The organism is Shinella agrisoli, from assembly GCF_046557955.1.
Lineage (GTDB): Bacteria > Pseudomonadota > Alphaproteobacteria > Rhizobiales > Rhizobiaceae > Shinella.
In genome coordinates this window covers 1-23877 of record NZ_JBJIEP010000039.1, presented here as the reverse complement: position 1 = coordinate 23877, position 23877 = coordinate 1, and the positions used below count along the sequence as shown (strand labels likewise).

Here is a 23877-nt window from a genome sequence, read left to right as displayed (position 1 = left end):
ACACGCCTTCCTGGGAAAGGAAGGTCAGCCGCATGAAGAAGAGGCCCGTCTCGAGGTCGTCGAACTGCGACGAGTCGGAGATGTAACACCCCATTTCGGCGAGGTAGCCGGTGATCGCAGCGACGATGCCGCGGGTCGATTTGCAGGTGACGGTCAGGACGTGGCTTTTCATCGGTTTCAATCTCGCGTTCGGCCGATGCTGCGGGCAAGCATCGGCGATCCCCTTCTCATGCGGCCGCATTTGCAGCCTGGCGCATATTTCAGGCTGCCTGCGCCTGCGCAAGCCCCTGCAATGGCGAGAAGCTACGCCGGCTCTTGCAAGGAATCCCTCCGGTTCGCGACATCCAGTGCGTCGAAAATGCCAAGGGGCGGGTCCTGAAGGGGTCCGGTGGCGGCGCGGCCGTTCACGCATGATCCCGCCTGACGGGTGCGGACCGGCGATTCTTGCAGGAATGCAAGTCCGCCGGCACGCGGCCGAAGCACGGCGTGCGGACCTCTCCCTGGGGCTGCCCTCAAAGAGCGGCGACGGCCGTCATCTCGACGCGCAGGTCCGGATCGGCGAGGCGGGCCTCCACGCAGGCGCGGGCCGGCGGATTTTCCGGATCGATCCAGGCATCGTAGACGCCGTTCATCGCGTCGAAATCGACGATCGCCGGGAGGAACACGTTGACGGCGAGCAGCCTGGAGCGGTCCGTGCCGGCTTCCTTCAGAAGGGCGTCGATCTTGCCGAGCACGTCGCGCGTCTGGTCCTCGATGCCGGCCTTGCGGTTTTCCGCGACCTGGCCGGCGATGTAGACGAGCCCGCCGTGGCTGACGGCCTGGCTCATGCGCGAACCCTTCTGATAACGCTGGATCATGGTGTCTTCCTTTCTTCATTGCTTGGGAGCGATCGGCCGAAACGGCTTGCCATCCGTTGTGTCTATTATATTGTACATATGATCTTTATATTGGACAACATGATCTTCGCCCGCAAGAGGGCCGCGGGAAATTCGTCCGCGACGCCTGGAAATGTCTGGATTGACAGAGGCCGCAAAGGCAGGACCGACGAGAATGGATGCAATTCCCGATGAAGCAGGCGGCAAGCGCGCCCGGGGGCTCGACCGCGCCTTCGAGATCCTCGATTTCCTGCGCCGGAAGCGGCAGGCCCTCAAACCGAACGAGATCGCCGCGCAGATCGGCGCGCCCCGCTCATCGGTCTACGAGCTGGTGAACCTCCTGCTGCGCAACGGCATCCTGGAATTCACCGGGGGCGAAGGCCGCGTCTATCTCGGCCGCAAGCTCTATTTCCTCGGCGCGGCCTACGAGAACCATTTCGACTTCACCCGGGAATGCGAGGCGACGCTGGAGCGTCTTGCCGGCGAGACGCGCGAGACGGCGCAGTTCTGCATGCTGGACGGCAACAAATACACGGTCGTGCGCATGCGCGAGGGCGCCCGGCCCTTCCGCATCTCCACGGATGTCGGCCAGTCCGTGCCGATCCCGTGGACGGCTTCCGGCCGCCTGCTCGTCGCGCACATGACGGATGCGGAGATCCTCGACTTCATCCCGCCGCAGGATTTTCGCCTGCCGGACGGCGAATGGCTCGACCCGCAGGCCTTCCTTGCCGAGGCGCGCCAGGCGGAGCGCGAAGGCTTCTTCACTTTCGACAGCATCGTCGACAGCTTTACCCATTGCTTCGCCGTGCCGGTCATGGACGAGGGGCACGCGGCCGCGACGCTCTGCCTCGTCACCCCGCGCGACGACGGCCTTGCCAACCGCGACCGCTATCTTTCCTGCCTGAAGGAGGCCGCCGCCGGCCTCAGCCATGCGCCGAAGCGGGTCTAGGCCCGGGGAAAATCCGGTTCGCCGGAATCTAATTGGATAGCCAGCTATCCATGCCGTGTGCGGCCGCGCGTCCCGTCGCGAAACAGGCCGTCAGCAGGTAGCCGCCGGTGGGCGCCTCCCAGTCGATCATCTCGCCGGCGACGAAGATGCCCGGCAGCGCCTTCAGCATATAGGCCTCGTCGATGGCGTCGAAGCGGATGCCGCCGGCCGACGAGATCGCCTCGGCGATCGGCCGCGGCCGGACGAGGCGGAGCGGCAGGGCCTTGATCGCCGCCGCCAGCGCCGCCGGTGAAAGGCCCGCAACGTCGGGCACGCATTCGCGCAGCAGCGCCGCCTTGACGCCGTCGAGCCTCGCCCCCTTCCGCAAGCGGGTGGAGAAGCTCGCCTTGCCGCCCTGCCTCGCAAGGTCTCCGGCGAGCCGTTCGGCCGTCCGGCCCGGCGCGAGATCGAGCGCCAGCGTCGCCCCGTGCGCCTCCTCCAGCGCATCGCGCAGTACGGCGGCATGGGCGTAGATCAAGCTGCCTTCGACACCGGTCTTCGAGATCACGAACTCGCCGGGAAGCGTACCGGCGCGCGATCGCGCAGCAACTCCCTTGACCGGCGCCCCGGCGAATTTTTCCGCGAAGAAGGCCGACCAAGCCACGTCGAAGCCGCAGTTCGCCGGACGGAAGGGCGCAATCCCGACACCCTTGTCCGCAAGAATTCCGACCCATGCGGCGTCCGAACCGAGCCGCGGCCAGCTCGCCCCGCCAAGCGCCAGCAGGACGGCGTCGAAGCCCATCACGACCTCGCCGTCCGGCATCCCGACAAGCAGCCCCTCCGGCGCGAAGCCCTTCCAGCGGTGGCGCACGCGAATGGCGACGCCCTGCCCTTCCAGCCGTGCCCGCCAGGCGCGCAGCAGGGGCGAGGCCTTCATCACGGCCGGGAATACGCGGCCCGACGTGCCGACGAAGGTTTCCGTGCCGAGTGCCAGGGCCCAGGCCCGCACGCCGTCCGGCGGGAAGGCATCGAGCGCCGCGCGCAGCCGGCCGTTCGCGGCGCCGAAACGGGCGGAGAAACGCGCATAGGGCTCCGAATGGGTGATGTTGAGGCCCGATTTGCCGGCGAGCAGGAACTTCCGGCCGATGGTCGGCATGGCTTCCAGCACCGTCACCGCATGGCCGCGCGCCGACAGAACCTCTGCCGCCATCAGCCCGGCCGGCCCGCCGCCGACGATCCCGATTCGCTTGCCCATCCTCTTCCCGCCTTGAAAACCTTCGCCGTCCTCATAAATCCTCTGCGGCGGCTTCGCCAGCGGTATGGCCGCTTCGCGAACCAGGAGACGGACATGGACATCAAGCGCAACGGCACCAGCCCCTCGACACCCGGCCCGGCGGACTATTTCACCGGCCATGTGCGGCTCGACACGCCCTTCAAGGCGCAGGCACCGGGCCGCGCCGGAGGCGCGATCGTCACCTTCGAGCCCGGCGCCCGCACCGCCTGGCACACCCATCCCCTCGGCCAGCTCCTCATCGTCACCGCCGGCCTCGGCTGGGCGCAGCGCGAGGGCGGGCCGATCGAGGAAATCCGCCCCGGCGACGTCGTCTGGTTCCCGCCCGGCGAAAAGCACTGGCACGGCGCGACGGACGAGACGGCCATGACCCATGTGGCCATCGCCGAATCGGAGAACGGCTCGGCGGTGACCTGGCTTGAGAAGGTGACGGACGAACAGTATCTCGCAAGGGCCTGAAGCCGGCCGCCGGCAGGCCTTCACGCGGAAACGCGCGCCACCCATCGCCTGCGGCAGGCTGGACGATCGCCGGCGGGTCAGCCGTGCAGGCCGGGCGCCTCGTGGCCCGTCTGGGCGACGTATTCGGTGTAACCGCCCGGATACCGGTGGATGTCGTCGCCGTTGAGCTCCAGAACCCGGTTCGACAGCGCGCCGAGGAAATGGCGGTCGTGCGAGACGAAGAGCATGGTGCCCTCGTAATCCGACAGCGCCCTGATCAGCATCTCCTTCGTGTCGAGGTCGAGATGGTTCGTCGGCTCGTCGAGGATCAGGAGGTTCGGCGGATCGAACAGCATCGCGGCCATGACGAGCCGCGCCTTCTCGCCGCCGGAAAGCACCCGGCACTTCTTCTCCACGTCATCGCCGGAAAAGCCGAAGCAGCCGGCGAGCGTCCTCAGCGGCCCCTGCCCGGCGCGCGGAAATTCCCGCTCCAGCCATTCGAAGACCGTGAGGTCGCCGTCGAGAAGATCCATTGCATGCTGCGCGAAATAGCCGACCTTGACGCTCGCCCCGATCGTCACGCTGCCTGCGTCCGGGTTTTCGGCACCGGCGACGAGCTTCAGCAACGTCGACTTGCCGGCGCCGTTGACGCCCATCACGCACCAGCGCTCCCTGCGGCGGATCAGGAAGCTGAAATCCCGGTAGATCGACCGGCTGCCGTAGGCCTTGTCGACGTTCCTGAGGCTGACGACGTCCTCGCCGGAGCGCGGCGCCGGCTGGAACTCGAACATCACCGACTGGCGCCGGCGGGGCGGCTCGACGCGGTCGATCTTCTCCAGCTTCTTCACCCGGCTCTGCACCTGCGCGGCATGCGAGGCGCGCGCCTTGAAGCGCTCGATGAACCTGATCTCCTTGGCGAGCATCGCCTGCTGGCGCTCGAACTGCGCCTGCTGCTGCTTCTCGTTCTGGGCACGCTGCTGCTCGTAGAAGCCGTAGTCGCCGGAATAGGTGGTGAGCGCGCCGGCATCGATCTCGATGATCTTGGTGACGATGCGGTTCATGAACTCGCGGTCGTGCGAGGTCATCAGGAGCGCTCCGTCATAGCCCTTCAGGAACTGCTCCAGCCAGATCAGGCTCTCGAGGTCGAGATGGTTGCTCGGCTCGTCGAGCAGCATGACGTCCGGCCGCATCAGCAGGATGCGGGCGAGCGCCACGCGCATCTTCCAGCCGCCGGAGAGCTTGCCGACATCCCCATCCATCATCTCCTGGCTGAAGCCGAGCCCCGCCAGCACCTCGCGCGCCCGGCTCTCCAGCCCGTAGCCATCGAGCTCCTCGTAGCGTCCCTGCACCTCGCCGTAGCGCTCGATGATCGCATCCATCTCGCCCGCCCGGTCCGGGTCGACCATCGCCGCCTCCAGTTCGCGCAGCTCCGCCGCCACGGCGCTCACCGGCCCCGCCCCGTCCATCACCTCGGTGACGGCGCTGCGCCCTTCCATCTCGCCGACATCCTGGCTGAAATAGCCGACGGTGACGTTCCTCTCGACGGAGACCTGGCCCTCGTCGGGCTGCTCCTCACCCGTGATCATCCGGAAGAGCGTCGTCTTGCCCGCCCCGTTCGGTCCCACAAGGCCGATCTTCTCGCCGCGATTGAGCGCGGCGGAGGCCTCGATATAGAGAATGCGGTGGCTGTTGGACTTGCTGATGTTCTCGATGCGGATCATGGAAGGAAATGCCTCGTCGTGTCGCGCGCCCTATGCCACGGCGGAAGGAAGCAGTCCATGCGGCAGGCAGCAAGGAGCCGGGCAAATCGGCCTCCGCTTGCCGTTGCGGCGCGGAAAATGCTAGGCGGGCAGCCGCCTTTGCGCCCCGAGGCTTCCAGGGCGGGATCGATCCCCCTGGAAGGCATGCGGATTTATCCCGCCGGGGACAACGCGCACTAGCAGGCAGCGGCAAACTGCCATATGGAAGCCGGAAAACGAACATAAGCCGCCAGCAGGAAACCCCGAACCGGATCCCCCATGTCGTTGAAGCGTGCATTCGATGTCGTCGTCGCAGGCGTGGCTCTCGTCCTGCTCGCCATTCCCATGGCGGTTATCGCGTTCGCGGTGCGTGCGACGTCCAGAGGACCGGTCCTCTACTGGTCGGACCGCGTCGGGCGCGACAACCGCCTGTTCCCGATGCCGAAGTTCCGGACCATGCGGACCGACGCGCCCGTGGTGGCGACGCACCTGCTGGCCGACGCCGCCAGTCACCTGACGCCGATCGGCGGCTTCCTGCGCAAGACCAGCCTGGACGAGCTGCCGCAGCTCTGGTGCATCCTCAAGGGCGAGATGAGCCTGGTCGGCCCACGTCCCGCCCTGTTCAACCAGGACGACCTGATTGCGGCGCGCACGGAGCGGAACGTGCACCGGCTCCTGCCGGGCCTGACCGGCTGGGCGCAGGTGAACGGGCGGGATGAGCTGACCCTGCCTGAAAAAGTGGCACTGGACGAGGAATACCTGAAGAGGCAAAGCTTCTCATTCGATTTGCGCATCCTGTTCATGACCGCCATAAAAGTGACCGGCGCAGCAGGCGTGTCGCATTGATCCGCTCCGCATCGGAAAATCGCGTGGAGTACAGCTATTTGGAGCGTGCATAAGACGATGACAGGCACCAACTTAACCGATCACCGTATCGTGCGGGACATCCGCGAGCGCCTGATCGAGATTCCGCGCCTGTGGAAGCGCGCCCTTATGATCGGCATCGACATCGCGGCCCTGATGGTGGCCCTGTGGGCGAGCTATGCCATCCGGCTTGCCCAGTGGATGCCCGAACTGACGAGCGAACGACTGGTCCTGGCCGTTCTGGCCGCAGCGGTGGCGATCCCGGTCTTCATCCGGCTCGGCCTCTACCGGTCCGTCATCCGCTACCTGACGGAAGCGGCGATCTGGACGATCCTGCGGGCCATGCTGATCGCCACGATGAGCTGGGTGATCATCATCTTCCTGATGGAAATGGCGGGACAGGGTATCGTGCCGCGCTCTGTGCCGTTCCTCTACTTCGTCCTCGGGACGCTGCTCATCGGCGGCATCCGCTTCGCCGCGAAGTGGATCCTGAACGTGGGCACCGGCATGCGGCGGGACGAGGAACCGATCTTCATCTATGGCGCAGGCCCCACCGCGGCCCAGCTGGCCCGCGCCCTGAAGGGCCACGGCAACCGCTTCGTCATGGGGCTCATCGACGACGATCCGGCCAATCACGGCCGCGACATCGCCGGCTACAGGGTCTTCCCCTCGAGCGATCTGCCGGGCCTGATCGACCGCTACGGGATCAAGGAGATCGTGCTCAGCATGTCCTCCATTCCCGCGAGCACCCGGCAGGCCGTGATCGCCCGGGTGACGGGACTGGGCGTGCGCGTGCGCACCCTTCCCGACATATCCGACCTCGTGGACGGCAAGTACATCGTCAACCAGATCCGCGAGATCGAGCTCGACGAACTGCTCGGCCGCTCCTTCGTTCCCGCCGACAAGGGGCTCCTCAACCAGGCGCTCACCGGCAAGATCGTCATGGTGACGGGCGCCGGCGGCTCGATCGGTTCGGAGCTCTGCCGCCTCATCATCCGCTGGAAGCCGAAGAAGCTTGTTCTGCTCGAGGCGAGCGAGTTCGCGCTCTACAAGATCGAGCAGGAGCTGCTTGCCGCCGGGGAGCATGAGATCGTTCCGGTTCTGGGCTCGGTGACGGACGCAGGCCTCGTGCGGCGCGCCATCCGTACCCACGGCGTGCAGGTGCTCTATCACGCCGCCGCCCACAAGCATGTGCCGCTCGTCGAGGCCAATGTCCTGGAAGGCATCCACAACAACGTCTTCGGCACTCTGACCGTGGCGCGCACCGCCGCCGACGAGAAGATCGAAAGCTTCGTGCTGATCTCCTCCGACAAGGCGGTGCGTCCCACCAACGTCATGGGCGCGACGAAGCGCTGGGCGGAGCTGATCGTGCGGCAGATGGCGATCGAGGCCCAGGCGAAGGCCGAAAAGCAGACCTTCTGCGCCGTGCGCTTCGGCAACGTGATCGGCTCGAACGGATCCGTCGTCCCGCTCTTCAAGCAGCAGATCGCCAAGGGCGGCCCCGTCACCGTCACCGATCCCGACATGACGCGCTATTTCATGTCGATCCCGGAGGCGGCCGAGCTCATCGTGCAGGCCGGCGCGCTGTCCGTCGGCGGCGACGTCTTCCTGCTCGACATGGGCGAGCCCGTGCGCATCGGCGACCTGGCGGAGAACATGATCCGGCTTGCCGGTTTCCAGGTCCGCAACGCCAGGAATCCCGACAGTGGCATCGCCATAGAGGTGATCGGCAAGCGGCCGGGCGAAAAGCTCTTCGAGGAGCTGTTCTACGACCGCGACAACGCGCAGCCGACCCGCCACCCGAAGATCCTCAGGGCCGATTCCGCCGCCATTGCCCGCTACGACATGGTCACCTCGCTTCGCGATCTGGAAGAGGCGATCAAGGCGGAAGATGAAGCACGGGCACGAGAGCTGCTTTTCGGCCTGATCAGCGCGGAAACCTCGCCAGAGCAGAAGGCCTCCTTCGGCTGAACAGACACGGCGCATTTGCGCAAATGCGCCGCCCCCCGCCAGGGCCGTAGTAGAAATCAGCGCAGGAGGGACTTCAGCGTGGAAATGACGCGGTCCAGCTGCTCTTCCGACATGTTGGAACCGGACGGCAGGCAAATCCCGCGCTCGAACAGGTCGTCGGAAACCGAGCTGTTCCCGGCCGTGAAGTAGCGCGTGCCAGCAAAGACGGGCTGGAGGTGCATCGGCTTCCAGACCGGGCGGGCCTCGATCAGCTCGCCGGCAAGCCGCCGGATGATCTCCCCGCTGCCGAACGCGGCGTCCGGCGACACGGCCGCCGTGGTCAGCCAGCGGTTCGAGAAGCTCCAGTCCGGTTCCGGCATCCATTCCAGAAGGCCGGTATCGGCAAGGCCCTCGCGATAGCGCTCGAAGACCCCGCGCCGCGTGGCGACCCGCGATTCGAGAACGCGCAGCTGGCCGCGTCCGACGCCGGCCAGGATGTTGCTCATGCGGTAGTTGTAGCCGATCTCGCTGTGCTGATAGTGCGGGGCGGGATCGCGGGCCTGGGTGGCCAGGAAACGGGCACGCGCGACGATCTCCTCGTCGTCGGAGACCAGCATGCCGCCGCCCGACGTGGTGATGATCTTATTGCCGTTGAAGGAGAAGACGCCGATCCTGCCGAAGGTGCCGCTCTGGCGCCCCTTGTATGTCGCCCCGAGCGATTCGGCCGCGTCTTCCAGGACCGGCACGCCGTAGGCCGCGCACAGATCGAGGATCGGGTCCATGTCGGCGCTCTGGCCGTAGAGATTGACGACGATGACCGCCTTCGGGCGCCACCCTTCCGAGGCCGCCGTGGAAAAGGCGCGCTCCAGCGCCCTCGGGCACATGTTCCAGCTCGACGCCTCCGAATCGATGAAGACCGGCTCGGCGCCCTGGTAGACGATGGGATTGGCGCTCGCGGCGAAGGTCAGCGTGGAGCAGAAGACCCGGTCGCCGGGCCCGACGCCGAGAAGGCGCAGGCCGAGATGGATGGCCGCCGTGCCCGAGGAAACGGCGGCCCCGTGCGCCGAGCCGACGAAAGCGCACAGCTCCGTCTCGAAGGCATCGACATTGGGGCCGAGCGGCGCGATCCAGTTGGTGAGGAAAGCCTGCTCGACGAACTCCCGCTCGGCATCGCCGATATGCGGCGTCGACAGCAGGACCTGCTCGTCGATGTCGCGGCGCAGCAGGAGCTCCGTCACCCTGCCGTCTGCATCGATGAGCGGCAGGTGGCTGATGCCGTGGCGGTTCATCAGCTCCAGCGCCGCGCGGCGCGTGGCGCCGACGGGCGCCGTGATGCATTTCGCCTCCGGCAGGGCGCCAAGCGTCTCGTCCAGCCCGTGCCCAGCCAGGATGAGCCGGCGAATGTCGCCGTCCGTGACGGTGCGGTCGAGGCCTCCCTCGTCCGACACGAGGAGGAGGATGCCGAGGCCGGCCTGTTCCAGCCGGCTCATCGCCTCCCGGAGGGTGGCCTTTCGCGAAACGATCAGTTTTTCGACTTCTGCCACCTTAGCCCCTGTTCACTTCCCGCGCGGGCGTGCCGACGAAGATGCCGGCGCGCGTGATCGACTTCGTTACCACGGCCCCGGCCCCGACCACCACATCGCAAGCGAGTGTCAGGCCGGGCAGGATCACGGCGCCCGCGCCGACCATCACCCTGTCGCCGATCGTCACGCCGCCGCCGAGGACCGCCCGCGGCGCAATATGACAAAACTGGCCCGCGACGCAATCGTGATCGACGATGGCACCGTGATTGACGATGGTGCCCGTTCCCACGGTGCTGTCCGGCCCGAGCACGGCGAAGGCGGCGACGAACGCGCCCTCGCCAACCGCGGCCGACGGCGATACCGAGCCCTTCGGGTGAACGATCGTCAGGGGCCGGGCGCCATCCTGCGCGATTTCGGCGAAGCGGCGGCTTCGCACCGCATTCGTTCCGATCGCCACATGAAACCGCTCTCCCGGCGCAAGGGAGGCAGCAGGCTCGACCGTCACCCCCGCGATCGCGGTGCCGACGCGGGCCGGATCGTCGTCGAAGACCGCCACCTCGACCCCGTCGCCATGGGCGGCGCGCAATGCATCGATCACGACCTTCGCGTGACCGCCCGCCCCGAAGAGATGGATGCGCTCAGTAGACATTGAACTTTCTCAGGGCTTCCGGATCGAGCGGCACGGACGCCAGGAGCGCCGCGATGCGCGGGGCGGCGGCACCGTCGCCGTAGACGTTGTGCGGCTCCAGCCGCCCGCGCGCCAGAACGGCGCGGATGACGCCCGGCAAGGCCTCGTCCGCCTCGGCGACATCGGTCACGTTGGGATTGCGTTCCCGCAGGTTCTGCCGCGAACCGACATTGACGACGGGCGTGCCGAAACTGCCCGCCTCTATGATGCCGGCGCTGGAATTGCCGATCATGAGATCGGCGATCGCCATCCAGGACACGAACTGGCTGCGGGGAAAATGGGTGACGAGACGGAAATCCGGATGCGACGACACCGTCTGCAGTGCCGCCCGCATATCCTTACCGCCCGCATCCGAATTTGGCGCGAGGGCAACGATCTGGCATCCGCTCTGGAAGAGGCCGGCAAGGATCGCCTGCGTTTCCCGCGCCATCGCATCGGCATCCTGCACGACCGGATGATGGACGAACAGGGCGACGGGCCGCGCGGGTTCGAGGCGGAGCGAGGCGAGGAGCTCGGCGCGCGGCAGAACCGCGTCCTGCGAAAGCCCGTCGAGGCCGGGCGCGCCGACGACCCAGACCCGGTCCTCCCGCTCGCCCATCCGGATCAGGCGCCGGCGGGCATCCTGCGTCGACGTGAAATGGAAATGCGCGAGCTTGGAGATCGCATGGCGGACGGGCTCATCGACCGTACCGGACCGCTCGCCGCCGTGGATATGCACGATCGCGACGTCTTCATGGGTCGCCGCGATGGCGCCGGCCAGCATCTCTCCCCTGTCGCCGAGGAGAACGAGAACGTCGGGCCGGCTGCGGGCGATGATTTCGCCCATGCCCTCGATGACCCGGGCGATGTTCACGGCCATCTGGCGCGCGGAGCCCGCGCTGTCGGGCGTTTCGATGCGGCCGGCAATGGCAAAGCCGTTAGCGGCGATTTCGTTGACGGTCAGGCCGTAGTCCGGCAGGAGGTGCATGCCGGTCACGGCGACCTCCAGCGCGAGGCGCGCATCCGCGTCGATCGCCTTCAGGGTCCGGCGCATCAGCCCGAAATCGGCGCGTGTCCCGCTGAGATAGAGCACCTTCCTCACGGCGCGATGTCGTCCCAGGCGAGCACCTGGCCCGCCGGCACGTCCCTTGCGGCCCGCCGTCCCAACACGTCCCCGAAGCGGGACGGCGGAATGCCCGTGCCCGGCCGCAGGAGCGCGACGTTCTGCCTGGACAGGGGGTCGCCGGCGGCGATCGGGCGGACGGCGACGACGCTCCTGCGCACCAGGGCGCGGACCGGCCGTTCCGCTTCCGTCGCGGACTTTTCGGGCGATCCCAGCGCAACCTCCATGGCGCGGATCGACGCGACCATCTCGCCCAATTCCTCCAGCGAGAGCGAGGCCTTGTGGTCCGGGCCCGAAAGATCCTTGTCGAGCGTGAAGTGCTTTTCGATGACGCAGGCGCCCATGGCCACGGCGCCGAGCGAGACGAGCACGCCCTGCGTATGGTCCGAATAGCCGACCGGCAGCGCCAGCCGCTCGGCGATGGTGCGCATGGCGCGCAGATTCACGTCCTGAAGCTTCGCCGGGTAATCGGAGGTGCAATGCAGCACCGAAAGCAGTTCCTCGACGGGACGCGTCTCGCCGGCCTGCGCCCAGGCCCGCCGTATGACATCGACCGATTCGGCGATCTCCTCCAGATCCGCCATGCCGGTCGACAGGATGATCGGCAGCCGCTTCGCCGCGAGATAGGCGAGGAAGGGATGGTTGGTCAGCTCGCCGGAGGGGACCTTGATGCGCTTCATGCCGAGCGACACGAGGAAATCGGCGCTCTCCTCGTCGAAAGGCGTCGACATGAACTCGATGCCGCACTCCGCGCAGAGCGCGAAAAGCCGCCGGTGGCTCTCCTCGGAAAGCTCAAGCGAGCGCAGCATGCCGAGCTGGTCGCCCGAGCCGGTGTTCTTTTCCTGATAGGCCGCCTTGGCGGTGCCGGGCGCGACGAGCTTCTCCGCCTTGAAGGTCTGGAATTTCACGGCGTCCGCGCCGGCCTTCGCCGCGGCCCGGACAAGCTCGCAGGCAAGTTCCGGGTCCCCGTTGTGATTGACGCCCGCCTCGGCGATCACGAAAACCGATGTCGCAGCCATGTCCCTGTCCTTCCTCACCAAGCCGTCCAGCCGCCGTCGACCATGAGGTTCTGGCCGGTGACCCAGGCCGAGAGATCGCTCGCAAAGTAGCAGACCGCGCCGATGAAGTCGTCCTCCCGTCCCATGCGCCCGAGCGGCGTGCGGGCGATGTAGCGCTCGACGAAGGGCGCCGGCTGGCCCCGCGCGACGCCGCCGGGGCTCACGCAGTTGACGCGGATCTGCGGCGCAAGAACGGTCGAGAGCCAGCGCGTCATCTGCACGACGCCGCCCTTGCTGACGGCATAGGCGGCCGGATTCCCCATGGCCGTACCGTCGTAGAGCGACATGTCCGGCCCGACATTGCCGTAGATCGACGAGACATTCACGATCGAACCGTGTCCGGAGGCGCGCAGCAGCCCGCTGAGCGACTGGCTGAGGTGGAAGGCCGCCGTCAGGTTGACCTCGATCGCCCGGCGCCAGGTCTCGATGGACTGCCGCTCGAAATCGGTGACCCAGCCGGTCAGCCGGCTGTCGCCGACGAAGCCGGCATTGTTGACCAGGATGTCGAGCCGGCCGAAGCGGTCCGTCACCTCGCCCGCCACCCGGCTGCGGTCGTCCTCGCTCTCGAGGTCGATGCGCAGGCATTCGACGCGGGCCCCGGCAAGGCCGTCGCGGATGCCTTCGGCCGCCGTCCCGAGGGCTTCCTCCGAACGGTCGAGAAGGCATACCGTCGCCCCGAGCTCCGCCAGCCCCGCGGCGACGGCCCGGCCGATATGGCCCGCCCCGCCGGTGACGACCGCAACGCGCCCTTCGAGCGACATCATCTGCGTGAACGACTTCACGGCACATTCCTCCCTGCATCCCGCCGCATGGCCGCAATGGCTTCGGCAAGACGAAAATCGAACTCGGTGTCGATGTCGGCGGCGCGCTCGACGGGCACCTTGACGGCACTCACGCGGCCGGCGAACAGGCGCTCGGCCGTGAGGATGAACCGCGGCCGGACCGCATAGGCGACGGTGGTGATGTCGTAGACGGGCGGCACGTCCTGGCGGCGGACGATGCCTCCGGCGGACTGGATGACGATCTCGGCGCGCTGCTCCCCGTCGAGGCGCACCATGTTGAAGTAGGGGCTGCGGCTCGCCTCGGTGACCGTGATCACCGCATCCGTCGCCGGGTCGCGCCGGATCCTGTCGATGCAGGCGACGACGTCCTCGACGGCCCGGAAGGGGGACGTCGCCGGCAGGCTGACGAAGCAGTCGAAGGCACCCCGCTCCTTCTCGAACCAGGAAACGGCGTGCCGCCAGGCCAGCCATTCCGGCGAATCGTCCCGCGCGAGTTCAGCCGGGCGCAGGAAGGGAACCTCCGCACCACACGCACGGGCGACCGAGGCGATCTCCTCGTCGTCGGTCGAGACGATGACGGTCTCGACACCGGGCGTGGCAAAGCCGGTCTCGATCGAGTGGGCGATCAGCGGCTTGCCGTCCAGCACGCGGACATTCTTGCGCGGGACCCCCTTGGACCCCCCGCGCGCGAAGACGAAGGCGACAGTGCGCAGCGCCGCATCAGGCATAGTCTATCTCCACCTCTCTTCGCTCGGCCATGGACCGCCGCGCGGCCTCGACCAGGCAGATCACATCCATGCCCTGCCGTCCATCCGGCAGGACGGCGGCATCGCCCTCCTGCACGGCGGAGAAGAAATCCCGGACCTCGTCCAGATAGAGCTGGTTCGCTTCGGCCGGGCGGCACGTCTCGCGCGTCCAGCCACCGGTCTGCGCAAGATAGAGGTCGAGCTCGCCGGTGATCATGTTGCCGACGATGGTCCCCTCGGCCCCCACGATCCGGAACTGGCGGGTGACCGCGCGCTGGAGGAAGTCGAGATGGACATTCACGAGCGGCGCGGCATCGCCATAGCGCAGCGTCAGCGAAACGGTGTCCTCGACATCGATATCGAGATCGCCTAGACGCCCGCCGGCGGCGAACACCCGCGCCGGGCGGCCGAAGAGCCAGGAAATGTAGTCGAGTTCGTGGCTGAGTTCGAGCAGCGCGCCGCCGCCGAGATCGCGCCGGGCCGACACGCCCGTCCGGTAGGGCTGGCCGGGGCGCCAGTCCGGAAGGTACTGCCCGACTTCCGCCCGGACCGACAGAACGCGCCCGATGCCGTTTTCCGCCAGGATGCCGCGCACCTTCTGCAGGAGGGGGTGGAAGCGAAGGTTGTAGGCGACGAAAAGCGGCACCCCTGCCGCCTCCGCTTCGGCTACGAGCTGGGGAAGGCCGTCGAGCCGGTCGGCGAGAGGCTTCTCGACCAGCACCGGCACGGCCTGCTTCACCAGCGCGCTCGCGGCGGCGAGATGCGCGGTCGCCGGCGAGGCGACAATGGCGGCATCCGGCCGGAAGGCGAGCGCCGACGGCAGGTCGTGAAAGACGCGGTCGGCATCCTCCGCCGCGCCCTGGCGGCGCAGCACGGCAAGCTCGGCATCCGGCAGCAGGAGACGCAGATTGCGCAGATGCCGGCGGCCGATGCTGCCGAGGCTGACGATCAGGACCTTCCGGAGCGGCTTTTCCACCATCGCCGTCACAGGCTCAGGAAGCGGCGGATGACGGAAAGGCCGATCTCGCCGCTGCGCTCGGGATGGAACTGCGTCGCGCAGATATTGCCGCGCTGGACCGCAGCGCAGATGCGATGACCGCCGTAGAGGCAATCGGCCAGCATGTCGCTTTCCTCCGAGGGGCGAGCCGCGAAGGAATGCACGAAATAGACGCTTGCCGCCCCCGGCTCCTGTCCGGACAGCAGGGTATCGTTCCAGGTGCGCCCCGTCCGCGGCTGGACGAGCGCGCTCCAGCCGATATGCGGGACGGGCTGCGGCGCGCCGGCCGTATCGACGGCGGGGACCTTGACGACCCTGCCCGGCAGGAGGCCGAGGCCCCGGTGCTCGCCGAACTCCTCGCTCGCCTCGAAGAGCATCTGCATGCCGACGCAGACGCCGAGGAACGGCCGGCCCGTCTCGGCATGGCGGCGGATCAGGTCGTCGAAGCCCTTTTCGCGCACGGCGCGGATGCTTTTCTCGAAGGCGCCGACGCCCGGCACGACGAGCCGGTCCACCGAGCCGGCATCCGCCGCCGTCTCGACGACGCGGACCTCGGCACCGCAATGGCGGAACGCACGGGCGACGTTCAGCATGTTCGCCATGCCGTAGTCGACCAATGTGATCTCGGGCGCTTTCGTCATGCAATCCTCGTCGTCATGCCGGCATCGCGAACCGCCTTCCTGATGTCGGAGAGCGAGAGGCGCTTGTAGTGCAGCACGTCGGCCATCGAGACGGCCGAGCAGCGCGGCAGGGCCAGCGCCGCGCCGAGATGCGCCAGGGTGCCGAGCCCGCCGCTGGCGATCACCGGGACGGGAACGGCCTGCGTCACCCGATCGATCAGGTCGAGATCGTAGCCCTTGCGCGTGCCCTCCTTGTCGACGGAGGTCAGCAGCACCTCGCCGGCGCCGAGCTCGACGGCACGCTTCGTCCATTCGAGGACGTCCAGTCCCGTGCGCTCGCGCCCGTTGTCGGTGTAGGCTTCCCACCGGCCGGGACCGACCAGCTTCGCCTCGATCGACAGAACCGTGGCCTGGGAGCCGAACTCGCGCGAGATCTCGCCGATCACCTCCGGGCGCTGCACGGCGGCCGTGTTGATCGCCACCTTGTCCGCGCCCGAGCGCAGGATGTGCCGCGCGTCCTCGACGGACCGGATTCCCCCGCCCACGGTGATCGGAATGAAGACGCGGTCGGCGGCCCGCTCGATGATCCCGCTCAGATTGTTGCGGCCGTAGAGGCTCGCGACGATATCCATGAAGACGAGCTCGTCGGCGCCCTCCTCGTAGTAGCGCAGCGCGAAGACATGCGGATCGCCGACTACGCGCAGCCCCTCGAGGTGGATCCCCTTGATCAGGTTGGGGCCCTTGATGTCGAGGCGCGGGATGATCCGGACGGTCTTCACTGCCGGGCCCCGGCGCCGGCGTCACCGTCCTCGTGCCAGACGGCGTGCCGCAGCTGCCAGCGGTTGCCTTCCCACTTCCACAGATGCGGGCTGCGGAACGTGTCGGCGAGCGTGTCGAAATAGTCGCGCGTCATGATCGGTTCCTCGAACATGCGGCTGGCTTCGGGAAACTCTTCCGGCGTGATGCTGAGATAGCGGAAGATCTCGTCGGCGAAACGCTCGGGCCACTCGTGGTCGAAGCGCCTGACGAGGGCCACGCCCTCTTCCCTCGTGATGTCCCCGGAGCGGATTTCCTGCGCGGCATCGTAGCTGGCGCGGCCGAGGCCGAACTTCACGCCGGTCGTGTAGTAGTGGAAATCGTCGATGCGGTCGTCGATGCTGTTGTACTTGCTGTAGGTTCCGGGCGTGCGCTCGGGCGACGCCTGGAAGCCGCCGTGCTCGACCGCATAGTAGTAGCAGCTCTGCGGATGCCATTTGAGGTAATAGCCGAGATAGTGCACCTCGACGCCCTGAGCCTCGATTTCCGAAGGGTTCGCTGGCAGATAGGGAATGAGATCCTGCTGCTCCACGCCGAAATGCGCCTTGAGGTCCGGAACGGAAACGCCGCCGAGGCTGACCTTCGACTGGTCGTCCGAGGTGAAATAGGACCAGTCGCGCTTGGCGGTCTCGGTATCGCCGATGGGGTTGCCGTATTCGGCTTCGTTCTCCCCGAAGAAGACCAGGGGAATCCTGTGCAGGAGCGCCATTTTCGGGGCGAGCGCCTTCTGGCCGAACATGAAGGCCTGGAAGGGATGGAACAGGTTGTCGACCGCAAGGCGCGTCAGCAGGCGATGCACGCGGCCGTTCGGGGTCGTCAGGAGATTGTCGTGGCCGGCATGGATCCAGCTCTGGAAGTTCCGCCAGCCCCATTCCGTGTAGATATGGGGGGCCCAGGTCACCGTCAGCGGGTGCATGCCGTACTTCGTCTTCAGGATATGGGACGCGTAGAAGCTGTCCTTGCCGCCCGAGCCCGGCACGATGCAGTCGTAGCTTCCGTTGCGGCTCCGGAACGTGTCGCAGAGCGCGACGAGCTGGCGCTCGCGCGCCTCCCAGTCGATCTCGCCATGCTTCCTTTCGGCGAAGCGGCAGGCGTCGCACACGCCCTCCTCGTCGAACGCGATCGTCGCCTTCCTGCTTTCCTTGGTGTGCTTGTATTCCACCGCGGAGTTCGGCCGCTGGTTCGAGATGACGCAGCGCACGCAGAACTTGACCTTCGAGGGCAGGCCGTACCGGGTTTCATGCGCATGCGCATCGCCAGCAAAGAGAGACTTGTCGATACGGGTCGGGGACGGAATGCGATTCATGGTCTTGCTTGTCTTTCTGTTTCCGGGAGCGCCCTGAATTCGACCGGCCGCCGCGGAGCGGTCGTCGTCTTAAACTAAAACTTCCTGTACTTCCACCAAGCGTGCCATGCATAGCCCGCAAAAGCGGCACCGGCGGAAAACGGATCGAGGCCCACGACCTGCCGGTACGTTGCCCAGACCATTCTCATGGAGCGCCACTTGTTGCGCGACACGGACTGCCCCAGAACACGATAGCGCATCAGGTCTTCATTGAAGCCGTGGGCGACGTGGCCGCGCCTGAGGATTGCGAGCCAGAGCACGAAGTCGTCATAGTAGGTCTTCGTCATTTGTAGCGGCCCCGTCTTCTCCCGGTCAATCAGCACCGTCGAGGTCGCGATGGCCGTATTGCCGAGGAGGCGGCGATACGTCATTTCGGCCGGAACCTCTATGAGCCGGCCGGTGACGCTGCCGTCCGCGGTGATGCGGCGGAACGCGGTGTAGCTGAAGGCGGAAGACCGCTCGCGCATGAAGGCGAGCTGGCGTTCGAGCTTCTCGGCAAGCCAGAGGTCATCGCTGTCGAGGAAGGCGATGTAGCGGCCCGAGGCGTGGTCGAGCGCCTTTTGCCGCGCCATCGCCGGCCCGGCATTTTCCTGCCGGATCAGCTTCACGCGCGGATCGGCTTGCGCATGCGCCGCGATCACTTTCCACGTGTCGTCCGGGGAGCCGTCCTCGACGACCAGCATCTCCCAGGCGCCGTGGGTCTGCGCCTGCACGGAACGGATCGTCTCGCCGATGTAGGAGGCCGCCTTGTAGGCAGGGGTGATGATCGAAACGAGATCCTGGGTCATTTGCATTCGAGCTCTGCAATGTAGGTGTCCCGGAAGACCCGATGGACGGGGAACTTCCGATCGAGGTTCGCGGCCACCGCCGGGGGCAGCGGCCCGTGGACGGGAAAATAGCGAAGAACGGCCGGGTCGCGCAGCCAATCCATCGTCGTCCGGCCAACGACGATGAGAAACCGCTGCCCCATAGCAATCCTCACCTCCGCCGCCAAGCGCGCATTGGGCTCCCGGCCGTAGGAAGGAACGAGGCGGCCATCGTAGCCGAGCGCAGCAAGCACCGTTTTCCCGTTTTCCTGCGGCAGAAGACGCCGCGCGGAACCATAGCTGTAGATACCCGACGCCCCCTTGTCCAACGTCGCCGCCAAGCTGCGACAGAGATGCGACGCCGGCTCGCGCGAAACCACCGCGCGCAGCAGCGACACGAGCTCTTCGCGCGCCGTGACGCCGACGGTGGCGAGGTTCGAGCTGGAAAGGAAGGGATAGAGGCCCGTCCGCGCCCGCAGGAACGTCATGGTCTTCGGATCGGATACCAGGACTTCCGTGCCGTCCGCGCGGGACGCGATGAAATCCGCCAGCGAGAGGTCCGCCGCATCGAAGGAGGCGAGCGCGCCGGATGACGGCGGGATCTGGTTGCGGAAGGCATAGGGTTTGAAATAGGCCTTCGACAGGGCGACCTCGGTGGTGACGACCAGGACCAGGACGGCGGCCGTCCGCCAGCCCCGTCGCGCCGGACAGCCCTGCCGGAGGAACGGCATCGCGGCAAGGACGGCCCCCAGCGCCAGGAAAACGGGCAGGGCGCGCTGGAGATAGGGTTTCACGCCCGGCGAAGCACCGGCATACGCCGCCCCGACGATGACGACGGCATAGGCGGCACAGACGAGGGCAAGGAAACGGGATCCGCCGGCCTGAAGCCTCGTCGACAGGAATATGTTGGCGATCGCGGCGCTGGCGAGCAGGGTCACGAGGAAGCTGGCACGGTGGATGAAGGGAAAGCCGGTCAGAATGACGGCGGCGAACCCGACGAGGACCAGGACCTGGGCCAGCGTCTGCCGCCCGGCTTCCTCGCGCAGGAAGCCCCACCGGCGCCGGAATGCCGGGATCGCAAGGAGGCTCATGTAGAGGACCGCGGCAGCAACGACCATGGGCGATACGGCGCGGGCAAGCTCGAACAGCGCCACCCGGGAGCCGACGCCGGGCGCAAGGTCGCCATCGATGGAAACGGCCTCGAGGCTTTTGCCGGCGAACGGCACGAGGACGAGATCGAAGATCCACCAAAGGCCGAACGCATCGGAAAGCGTTCCGCCGGGGGCAAGAAGGATGCGCGCCGCCATGGCCGCGGCGATTGCCACGGCTGCAACCAGCAGCCCGCGCAGGAGCCGGCGAACCTTCTCCCCCGCACGGTCCTGGACATGCACGAGGAACCCATAGGCCGAGATGGCCGTGCCACCCAGAACGACATAGAGCAGGGCGCCACGGTGGAAGGTAAGGGTCACGGCGGCGAGCAGGACGATCGAGGCGAGAAGGCCGCAGTGGCGTGTCAGCACCCCGCCCAGCAGGACCAATGCGGCCGCCGTCGCGATCGTCCCTTCCAGAGGCATCTTCATCAGGGCAAGGCCGACGGCGATGCCCGCCCCGAGCGCCAGCAGGCACAGGACGATGGCCTTGCCACGCCCCTCTTCGGGCCGACAGTCCGCCAGGAGGAGCGAAAGCACGGTGATCGACGCCAGCTCGGCGACCGTGCCGTTCGTCGGATTGGAGAGGCCCGCCTGCGCAAGGGCGACGGCAAACGCCAGCAGGCGCGCCTGCCGCTGCGCGAGCATCCGGGAAAAGAAGACGAAGAGCGCGCCGGCCTGCAGCGGCGCCATGGCCACCGGCCAGACCCATTCGGCAACGAGCGGATCCGCGCCGGTGAGGCGCAGAAGAAGGCCGAGCTGAAGCTGCTGGAACGGGATGTAGGATGCGGCAACGAACGGATTGAGCGTGAGATCGCGGGCGAACTCCCAGGCTCCGCCATGGAACTGGCTCCTCTGGAACAGGTCCGTGACCGGGAAATCGGAATAGATCGAAATCGTATAGGCATAGCGGATCGCCACCAGCAGGCCGGCGATGGCGCTCACGAGCAGGAACGACCGGACAGCCTTGCGCGGAATGCCGGCCAGCTCCCGCATGCGCAGCCAGCCTGCAAGGGAAACAATCCAGACCGCGGCGACCAGCACGCCGGGCCGCGGCGGATCGGCAAGGAAGCGCTCGGACGCCACGAAAAGCAGGATGAAGAGGAAAAGACCCGTGAAATAGGCCACGAGGAGGGCCTGAAGCCGCGAGAGGCCGGCCGGCATGCGGCCGGACAATCCGCAGGTCGCCGCAAGGCCGAGGCCCGCCGGCAGCAACAGGAGGCTCGGCGCCGTCAGGATCGCCGCCGCCAGGGACGGCATCGGCCAGAGGACCGGCAGCCCGCCCATCAACAGGAAAAGCCCGACGATGACGGCCCCGCGCGTCACCCTGCCCCGCCGCTCCCCTGGCCGGCCCGAAGCACGCCGAGCAGGGAGCCGGCGAATTCGGCGACATTCCGCTCCTGCACATCGTAGAGTTCGCCCGGCACGCTTGCGGACCATACGTCCTGCAGGAACCGGTTCACCTCCTCCTCCGAGGGTGGAACGGCGTCGGAAAGACGGGCGGGAAGGTCGCGCAGCGCATCGATCGCCGTCACGAGGCCGCTGTCGCGATAAAAGGAATCCCCGAGCGCAAGGACCGGCCGCCGGTAGAGAAGGGCTTCCGCACCCGCCTTGGAATTGACCGTGACGACCGCCTCCGCCTGGCGCAGCACCGAATGATTGTTGATGGCCGGCGAGAGCAGGACGAGATTGTCGTGGCGGCGCAAGAGCCCGGACATGCGGCCGGCCGGCAGCGCGCCGATCAACGCGGGATGCTCCTTGACGACCACCTTGCGGCCGATCGGCGCCACCCGGCACAGGAAATCGATGAGCGACAGCTGGTCGAGATATTCCGGCGAGCGGATCGTCAGGGCAAAGTCGGCGGGAACATGCAGGGGATAATAGATGAAAGGGCTTCCCGCCGGTATCTCGGCGTAGAATTTGCGCAGCTTTGCGGCGTTCATCGACATGCGCACATGCCGGCGCACATGGCCGCCGATGTGCTGGAACTCTTCCTGATGCTTGAGCAGGTGTTTTTCGACCAGCTTTTCGAACAGGCGCCGCCAGTTCTTCGGGTCCGTGAGCTTGTGGAACGCTCCCCGGTAGTGCAGCCGGTCCTTGACCGGGATGACGACGGTCTGGCTCTCGCGGATACGGCCGAGAACGCTGCGCACCTCCTCGCTGAAGCCGCCGGTGCCGCGCGGGATGCGCGGCGCGGAAAAGCTGTCGCGCGTCAGGAAGAAGCGCCCCTTGAAGAAGGACGGCTCGATAAAATAGTTCGGGACCGCGTGACGGCGCGCGACGAAATAGGCCGCGAGAACCGAGGTGAAGCCGCCGAGCTCCTGCACCACGACGATGTTCCGCCCCTCCGCGACGAGCGTGTCGAAAACCTTCTCCATCGCGGCGAGATGCCGGCGGAACTTCAGGAGAAGCCCTTCCGTGTCGCTGATCTCGTAGGCCGCCTTCTCGTGCCCGATGAGAAGCGCCGGATTGGCGATATCGTAGGCCTCGAAGGCGGGCAGTTCACCGTTGCGGGAGAGCTCGAACGGATTGAACACCCGGTGCCCGGCCTTGCCGAGCTCCTTTGCCGACCCCTCGTGGAAGCAGACGTGGACGACATCCCGGCCGGCTTTGCGGACAAGCGGCTCGAGGGCGGCGAAGAAGCTGGATTGGTTGCCAGCCAGGCTGACGAAGACGATCGTGTCCTTCATTCCGGAAGAATCTCTATTGTGCTGAGCGGCAGGCCGGTCAGCCTGCTGCGCGCCCGCCGGGCGCGATAACGGGGGCCATGCGAAACCTGTGCGTAGAAATCGAGCAGGGACTGCACGTCGCCGGGCGGGATGTCCTTGCCCTTGCGCGAGGCCGCGACCTTGCCGCGCAGCACGCCGACGAAATGACTGCCGAAAGCAGCCGACGCAAGCCCCTGAAGGACCTGCCCGGCCGAGGGAGCCGCGCGGCCTCCACGCACCGCATGGGAAAGGCTGGGGCGCGGGCTGCCCTTGGGCAGGGCCGCCAGCACGGACGCAACGCGCTCGGCCGCCGCCCCGTCCGCACGGTAGAACCACGGCTCGATTTCGGCGAAGGCCGCGTCATGATCGAAGGCGGTCCGGCCCTCGACGAGCCCCTTCACGGCCTCGACAAGCTCCTCGCGCGAGCGGGGCCTGAGGCTGAGGCGCGAGGGCAGCGGCGTGTGGTCGAGCAAAAGCTCGGTGTTGAGGTATTCCAGCGAGACCGGCACCTTCCTCTGCAAAAGCGCATCGACGGAGGTGCCGCAGTTGAGATGGACGACGCACTTCGCCTCATGGATCATGTTGAGCACGTCGCCGCTTCCGTCCACCTCGATGTTGGGAACGCCCGCAAACCGGCGCCGGTAGCGCTCCTGGTCCTCGAAGGGATGGGGCCGCACGACGACGGCCTGCTGCGGCATGGCCCGCGCCATGGCTTCCACCTCGTCGAGGTAGCGCGGAAAAACGCCTTCGAGTTCCTCGAACCATCGGGAAATATAGGCATCCGACCAGCCGAGCGACCGGAATATCTGCTTTTCCGCAGCACTGGAGCGCGTGAAGGCGGGATTGATGGCGGAAAAGTTCGTGTTCACCAGCACGAAGCCCGAGCGGCGGTAGGCAAGGGCGGCATTCCACGGCGGCGCACAAAGGTCGTAGCGCGGGCATCCCGTGAGGTGCAGCTGCTCCGGCAGCATTCCGCTGTTCGCGAGGAAGGCTTCCCGGACGGCCTCGCCCCAGAAGAAATAGTCGTCGACGAGCACGGCAAGGCCGGCGTCCCGCAGGGAACCGGCCCAGGTGTTCGGCTCGCGCAGTCCCTTGCGGGAAAGGATGCCGCCCTCCGTATCCATCACCGCCAGGCGGATGCCAAGCGCGCGATAGGACCTTGCCAGCTCTTCGTTGCTTTGCCGGATGTAGTTGAGGAGCACGACGTTCGGTGCCAGGAGCGGTAGGTCGTATCCCTGGGCATACATCGGCACGATGGCCGTGCGGCATCCCCTCTTCGCCAACTGGTAGGCCGTCAGGACAGTGCCGCGCAGGTCCCGCTTCGGATTGTCGACGACCAGGGCGACGTCATTCGGCTGCGGCATGAATGTCGCCCTTTGCGATCGCGTTCAGCACGTAGCGTTCGACCTCCTTCGAGCACGAGCCGGCGGACGGCATGTGGAAGACGCGCCGG

General features: G+C 67.0%; 21 protein-coding genes and 1 pseudogene. 4 read left to right on the top strand and 18 right to left on the bottom strand.

The window, feature by feature from the left end; translation table 11 throughout:
• Positions 1 to 172 (bottom strand): annotated as a pseudogene (gene purU, locus ACIIOY_RS25565) (formyltetrahydrofolate deformylase); the annotation flags it as partial.
• Between the two features lie 340 nt (positions 173 to 512).
• The gene (locus ACIIOY_RS25560; protein WP_411037496.1) at positions 513 to 857 is read right to left on the bottom strand and encodes a RidA family protein; all 345 of its coding nucleotides are present in this window, start codon (positions 855 to 857) and stop codon (positions 513 to 515) included.
• Positions 858 to 1050: 193 nt separating this feature from the next.
• Here ACIIOY_RS25560 and ACIIOY_RS25555 point away from each other — a divergent pair, with 193 nt between their 5' ends.
• A complete protein-coding gene (locus tag ACIIOY_RS25555; RefSeq protein WP_411037495.1) occupies positions 1051 to 1824 on the top strand; it encodes an IclR family transcriptional regulator in 774 nt (257 codons plus the stop codon).
• A gap of 28 nt (positions 1825 to 1852) precedes the next feature.
• Here ACIIOY_RS25555 and ACIIOY_RS25550 read toward each other — a convergent pair whose 3' ends face one another.
• The gene (locus tag ACIIOY_RS25550; protein ID WP_411037494.1) at positions 1853 to 3058 is read right to left on the bottom strand and encodes a TIGR03862 family flavoprotein; all 1206 of its coding nucleotides are present in this window, start codon (positions 3056 to 3058) and stop codon (positions 1853 to 1855) included.
• Between the two features lie 93 nt (positions 3059 to 3151).
• On the opposite strand from ACIIOY_RS25550, the gene ACIIOY_RS25545 reads away from it, so the two are divergent.
• Positions 3152 to 3553, top strand: coding sequence for a (R)-mandelonitrile lyase (locus ACIIOY_RS25545; protein WP_411037493.1), 402 nt, complete (start codon positions 3152 to 3154; stop codon positions 3551 to 3553).
• A 77-nt stretch (positions 3554 to 3630) separates the two neighbouring features.
• On the opposite strand, the gene ACIIOY_RS25540 is transcribed toward ACIIOY_RS25545, so the two are convergent.
• Positions 3631 to 5253, bottom strand: a complete 1623-nt coding sequence (locus ACIIOY_RS25540) for an ABC-F family ATP-binding cassette domain-containing protein (protein ID WP_411037492.1) — start codon at positions 5251 to 5253, stop codon at positions 3631 to 3633.
• 297 nt (positions 5254 to 5550) lie between these two features.
• Here ACIIOY_RS25540 and ACIIOY_RS25535 point away from each other — a divergent pair, with 297 nt between their 5' ends.
• Positions 5551 to 6117, top strand: coding sequence for a sugar transferase (locus ACIIOY_RS25535; RefSeq protein ID WP_411037491.1), 567 nt, complete (start codon positions 5551 to 5553; stop codon positions 6115 to 6117).
• A gap of 57 nt (positions 6118 to 6174) precedes the next feature.
• Positions 6175 to 8106, top strand: coding sequence for a polysaccharide biosynthesis protein (locus ACIIOY_RS25530; RefSeq protein ID WP_411037490.1), 1932 nt, complete (start codon positions 6175 to 6177; stop codon positions 8104 to 8106).
• A gap of 56 nt (positions 8107 to 8162) precedes the next feature.
• Here ACIIOY_RS25530 and ACIIOY_RS25525 read toward each other — a convergent pair whose 3' ends face one another.
• The 14 genes from ACIIOY_RS25525 to ACIIOY_RS25460 form a co-directional block, all read right to left on the bottom strand.
• Positions 8163 to 9629: an aminotransferase class I/II-fold pyridoxal phosphate-dependent enzyme gene (locus ACIIOY_RS25525; RefSeq protein WP_411037489.1), complete on the bottom strand. Its 1467-nt coding sequence runs from the start codon at positions 9627 to 9629 to the stop codon at positions 8163 to 8165.
• Position 9630: 1 nt separating this feature from the next.
• Positions 9631 to 10257 (bottom strand): NeuD/PglB/VioB family sugar acetyltransferase, encoded by a 627-nt coding sequence (locus tag ACIIOY_RS25520; protein WP_411037488.1) that lies wholly within the window; start codon positions 10255 to 10257, stop codon positions 9631 to 9633.
• Positions 10247 to 11377, bottom strand: coding sequence for a UDP-N-acetylglucosamine 2-epimerase (neuC, locus tag ACIIOY_RS25515; RefSeq protein ID WP_411037487.1), 1131 nt, complete (start codon positions 11375 to 11377; stop codon positions 10247 to 10249). Before neuC ends, ACIIOY_RS25520 begins: the two co-directional genes overlap by 11 nt.
• Entirely contained in the window at positions 11374 to 12417 is a 1044-nt protein-coding gene (gene neuB, locus ACIIOY_RS25510) for an N-acetylneuraminate synthase (RefSeq protein ID WP_411037486.1), read from the bottom strand. Before neuB ends, neuC begins: the two co-directional genes overlap by 4 nt.
• A 14-nt stretch (positions 12418 to 12431) precedes the next feature.
• Complete coding sequence (locus ACIIOY_RS25505; protein ID WP_411037485.1) at positions 12432 to 13238, bottom strand: SDR family oxidoreductase; 807 nt, start codon at positions 13236 to 13238, stop codon at positions 12432 to 12434.
• Positions 13235 to 13966 carry an acylneuraminate cytidylyltransferase family protein gene (locus tag ACIIOY_RS25500; protein ID WP_411037484.1) on the bottom strand — a complete coding sequence of 244 codons (732 nt, stop codon included), beginning with the start codon at positions 13964 to 13966 and terminating at the stop codon, positions 13235 to 13237. Before ACIIOY_RS25500 ends, ACIIOY_RS25505 begins: the two co-directional genes overlap by 4 nt.
• Positions 13959 to 14963 (bottom strand): Gfo/Idh/MocA family protein, encoded by a 1005-nt coding sequence (locus ACIIOY_RS25495; RefSeq protein WP_411037483.1) that lies wholly within the window; start codon positions 14961 to 14963, stop codon positions 13959 to 13961. The genes ACIIOY_RS25500 and ACIIOY_RS25495 overlap by 8 nt, the downstream gene beginning before the upstream one ends.
• A gap of 5 nt (positions 14964 to 14968) precedes the next feature.
• A complete protein-coding gene (hisH, locus tag ACIIOY_RS25490) occupies positions 14969 to 15622 on the bottom strand; it encodes an imidazole glycerol phosphate synthase subunit HisH (RefSeq protein ID WP_411037482.1) in 654 nt (217 codons plus the stop codon).
• The gene (hisF, locus tag ACIIOY_RS25485) at positions 15619 to 16380 is read right to left on the bottom strand and encodes an imidazole glycerol phosphate synthase subunit HisF (protein WP_411037481.1); all 762 of its coding nucleotides are present in this window, start codon (positions 16378 to 16380) and stop codon (positions 15619 to 15621) included. Before hisF ends, hisH begins: the two co-directional genes overlap by 4 nt.
• Positions 16377 to 17723 (bottom strand): N-acetyl sugar amidotransferase, encoded by a 1347-nt coding sequence (locus ACIIOY_RS25480; protein ID WP_411037480.1) that lies wholly within the window; start codon positions 17721 to 17723, stop codon positions 16377 to 16379. The genes hisF and ACIIOY_RS25480 overlap by 4 nt, the downstream gene beginning before the upstream one ends.
• A 74-nt stretch (positions 17724 to 17797) precedes the next feature.
• Positions 17798 to 18550 (bottom strand): glycosyltransferase family 2 protein, encoded by a 753-nt coding sequence (locus tag ACIIOY_RS25475; RefSeq protein WP_411037479.1) that lies wholly within the window; start codon positions 18548 to 18550, stop codon positions 17798 to 17800.
• Positions 18547 to 21042 (bottom strand): hypothetical protein, encoded by a 2496-nt coding sequence (locus tag ACIIOY_RS25470; protein WP_411037478.1) that lies wholly within the window; start codon positions 21040 to 21042, stop codon positions 18547 to 18549. The genes ACIIOY_RS25475 and ACIIOY_RS25470 overlap by 4 nt, the downstream gene beginning before the upstream one ends.
• On the bottom strand, positions 21039 to 22406 hold the full coding sequence (locus ACIIOY_RS25465; RefSeq protein ID WP_411037477.1) for a capsular polysaccharide export protein, LipB/KpsS family: 1368 nt from the start codon (positions 22404 to 22406) through the stop codon (positions 21039 to 21041). The genes ACIIOY_RS25470 and ACIIOY_RS25465 overlap by 4 nt, the downstream gene beginning before the upstream one ends.
• Entirely contained in the window at positions 22403 to 23788 is a 1386-nt protein-coding gene (locus ACIIOY_RS25460; protein ID WP_411037476.1) for a surface carbohydrate biosynthesis protein, read from the bottom strand. Before ACIIOY_RS25460 ends, ACIIOY_RS25465 begins: the two co-directional genes overlap by 4 nt.
• Positions 23789 to 23877: the final 89 nt, after the last annotated feature.

Excerpts from the sequence above, each read along its gene's own strand:
- ACIIOY_RS25460 (WP_411037476.1), bottom strand. The coding sequence starts at position 23,788 with ATGCCGCAGCCGAATGACGTCGCCCTGGTCGTCGACAATCCGAAGCGG.
- ACIIOY_RS25550 (WP_411037494.1), bottom strand. The coding sequence starts at position 3,058 with ATGGGCAAGCGAATCGGGATCGTCGGCGGCGGGCCGGCCGGGCTGATG.
- ACIIOY_RS25480 (WP_411037480.1), bottom strand. The coding sequence starts at position 17,723 with ATGAATCGCATTCCGTCCCCGACCCGTATCGACAAGTCTCTCTTTGCT.
- neuB (WP_411037486.1), bottom strand. The coding sequence starts at position 12,417 with ATGGCTGCGACATCGGTTTTCGTGATCGCCGAGGCGGGCGTCAATCAC.
- ACIIOY_RS25530 (WP_411037490.1), top strand. The coding sequence starts at position 6,175 with ATGACAGGCACCAACTTAACCGATCACCGTATCGTGCGGGACATCCGC.
- ACIIOY_RS25500 (WP_411037484.1), bottom strand. The coding sequence starts at position 13,966 with ATGCCTGATGCGGCGCTGCGCACTGTCGCCTTCGTCTTCGCGCGCGGG.
- ACIIOY_RS25495 (WP_411037483.1), bottom strand. The coding sequence starts at position 14,963 with ATGGTGGAAAAGCCGCTCCGGAAGGTCCTGATCGTCAGCCTCGGCAGC.
- ACIIOY_RS25560 (WP_411037496.1), bottom strand. The coding sequence starts at position 857 with ATGATCCAGCGTTATCAGAAGGGTTCGCGCATGAGCCAGGCCGTCAGC.
- ACIIOY_RS25475 (WP_411037479.1), bottom strand. The coding sequence starts at position 18,550 with ATGACCCAGGATCTCGTTTCGATCATCACCCCTGCCTACAAGGCGGCC.
- ACIIOY_RS25555 (WP_411037495.1), top strand. The coding sequence starts at position 1,051 with ATGGATGCAATTCCCGATGAAGCAGGCGGCAAGCGCGCCCGGGGGCTC.
- ACIIOY_RS25465 (WP_411037477.1), bottom strand. The coding sequence starts at position 22,406 with ATGAAGGACACGATCGTCTTCGTCAGCCTGGCTGGCAACCAATCCAGC.
- ACIIOY_RS25540 (WP_411037492.1), bottom strand. The coding sequence starts at position 5,253 with ATGATCCGCATCGAGAACATCAGCAAGTCCAACAGCCACCGCATTCTC.
- hisH (WP_411037482.1), bottom strand. The coding sequence starts at position 15,622 with ATGACGAAAGCGCCCGAGATCACATTGGTCGACTACGGCATGGCGAAC.
- ACIIOY_RS25535 (WP_411037491.1), top strand. The coding sequence starts at position 5,551 with ATGTCGTTGAAGCGTGCATTCGATGTCGTCGTCGCAGGCGTGGCTCTC.
- ACIIOY_RS25545 (WP_411037493.1), top strand. The coding sequence starts at position 3,152 with ATGGACATCAAGCGCAACGGCACCAGCCCCTCGACACCCGGCCCGGCG.
- ACIIOY_RS25520 (WP_411037488.1), bottom strand. The coding sequence starts at position 10,257 with ATGTCTACTGAGCGCATCCATCTCTTCGGGGCGGGCGGTCACGCGAAG.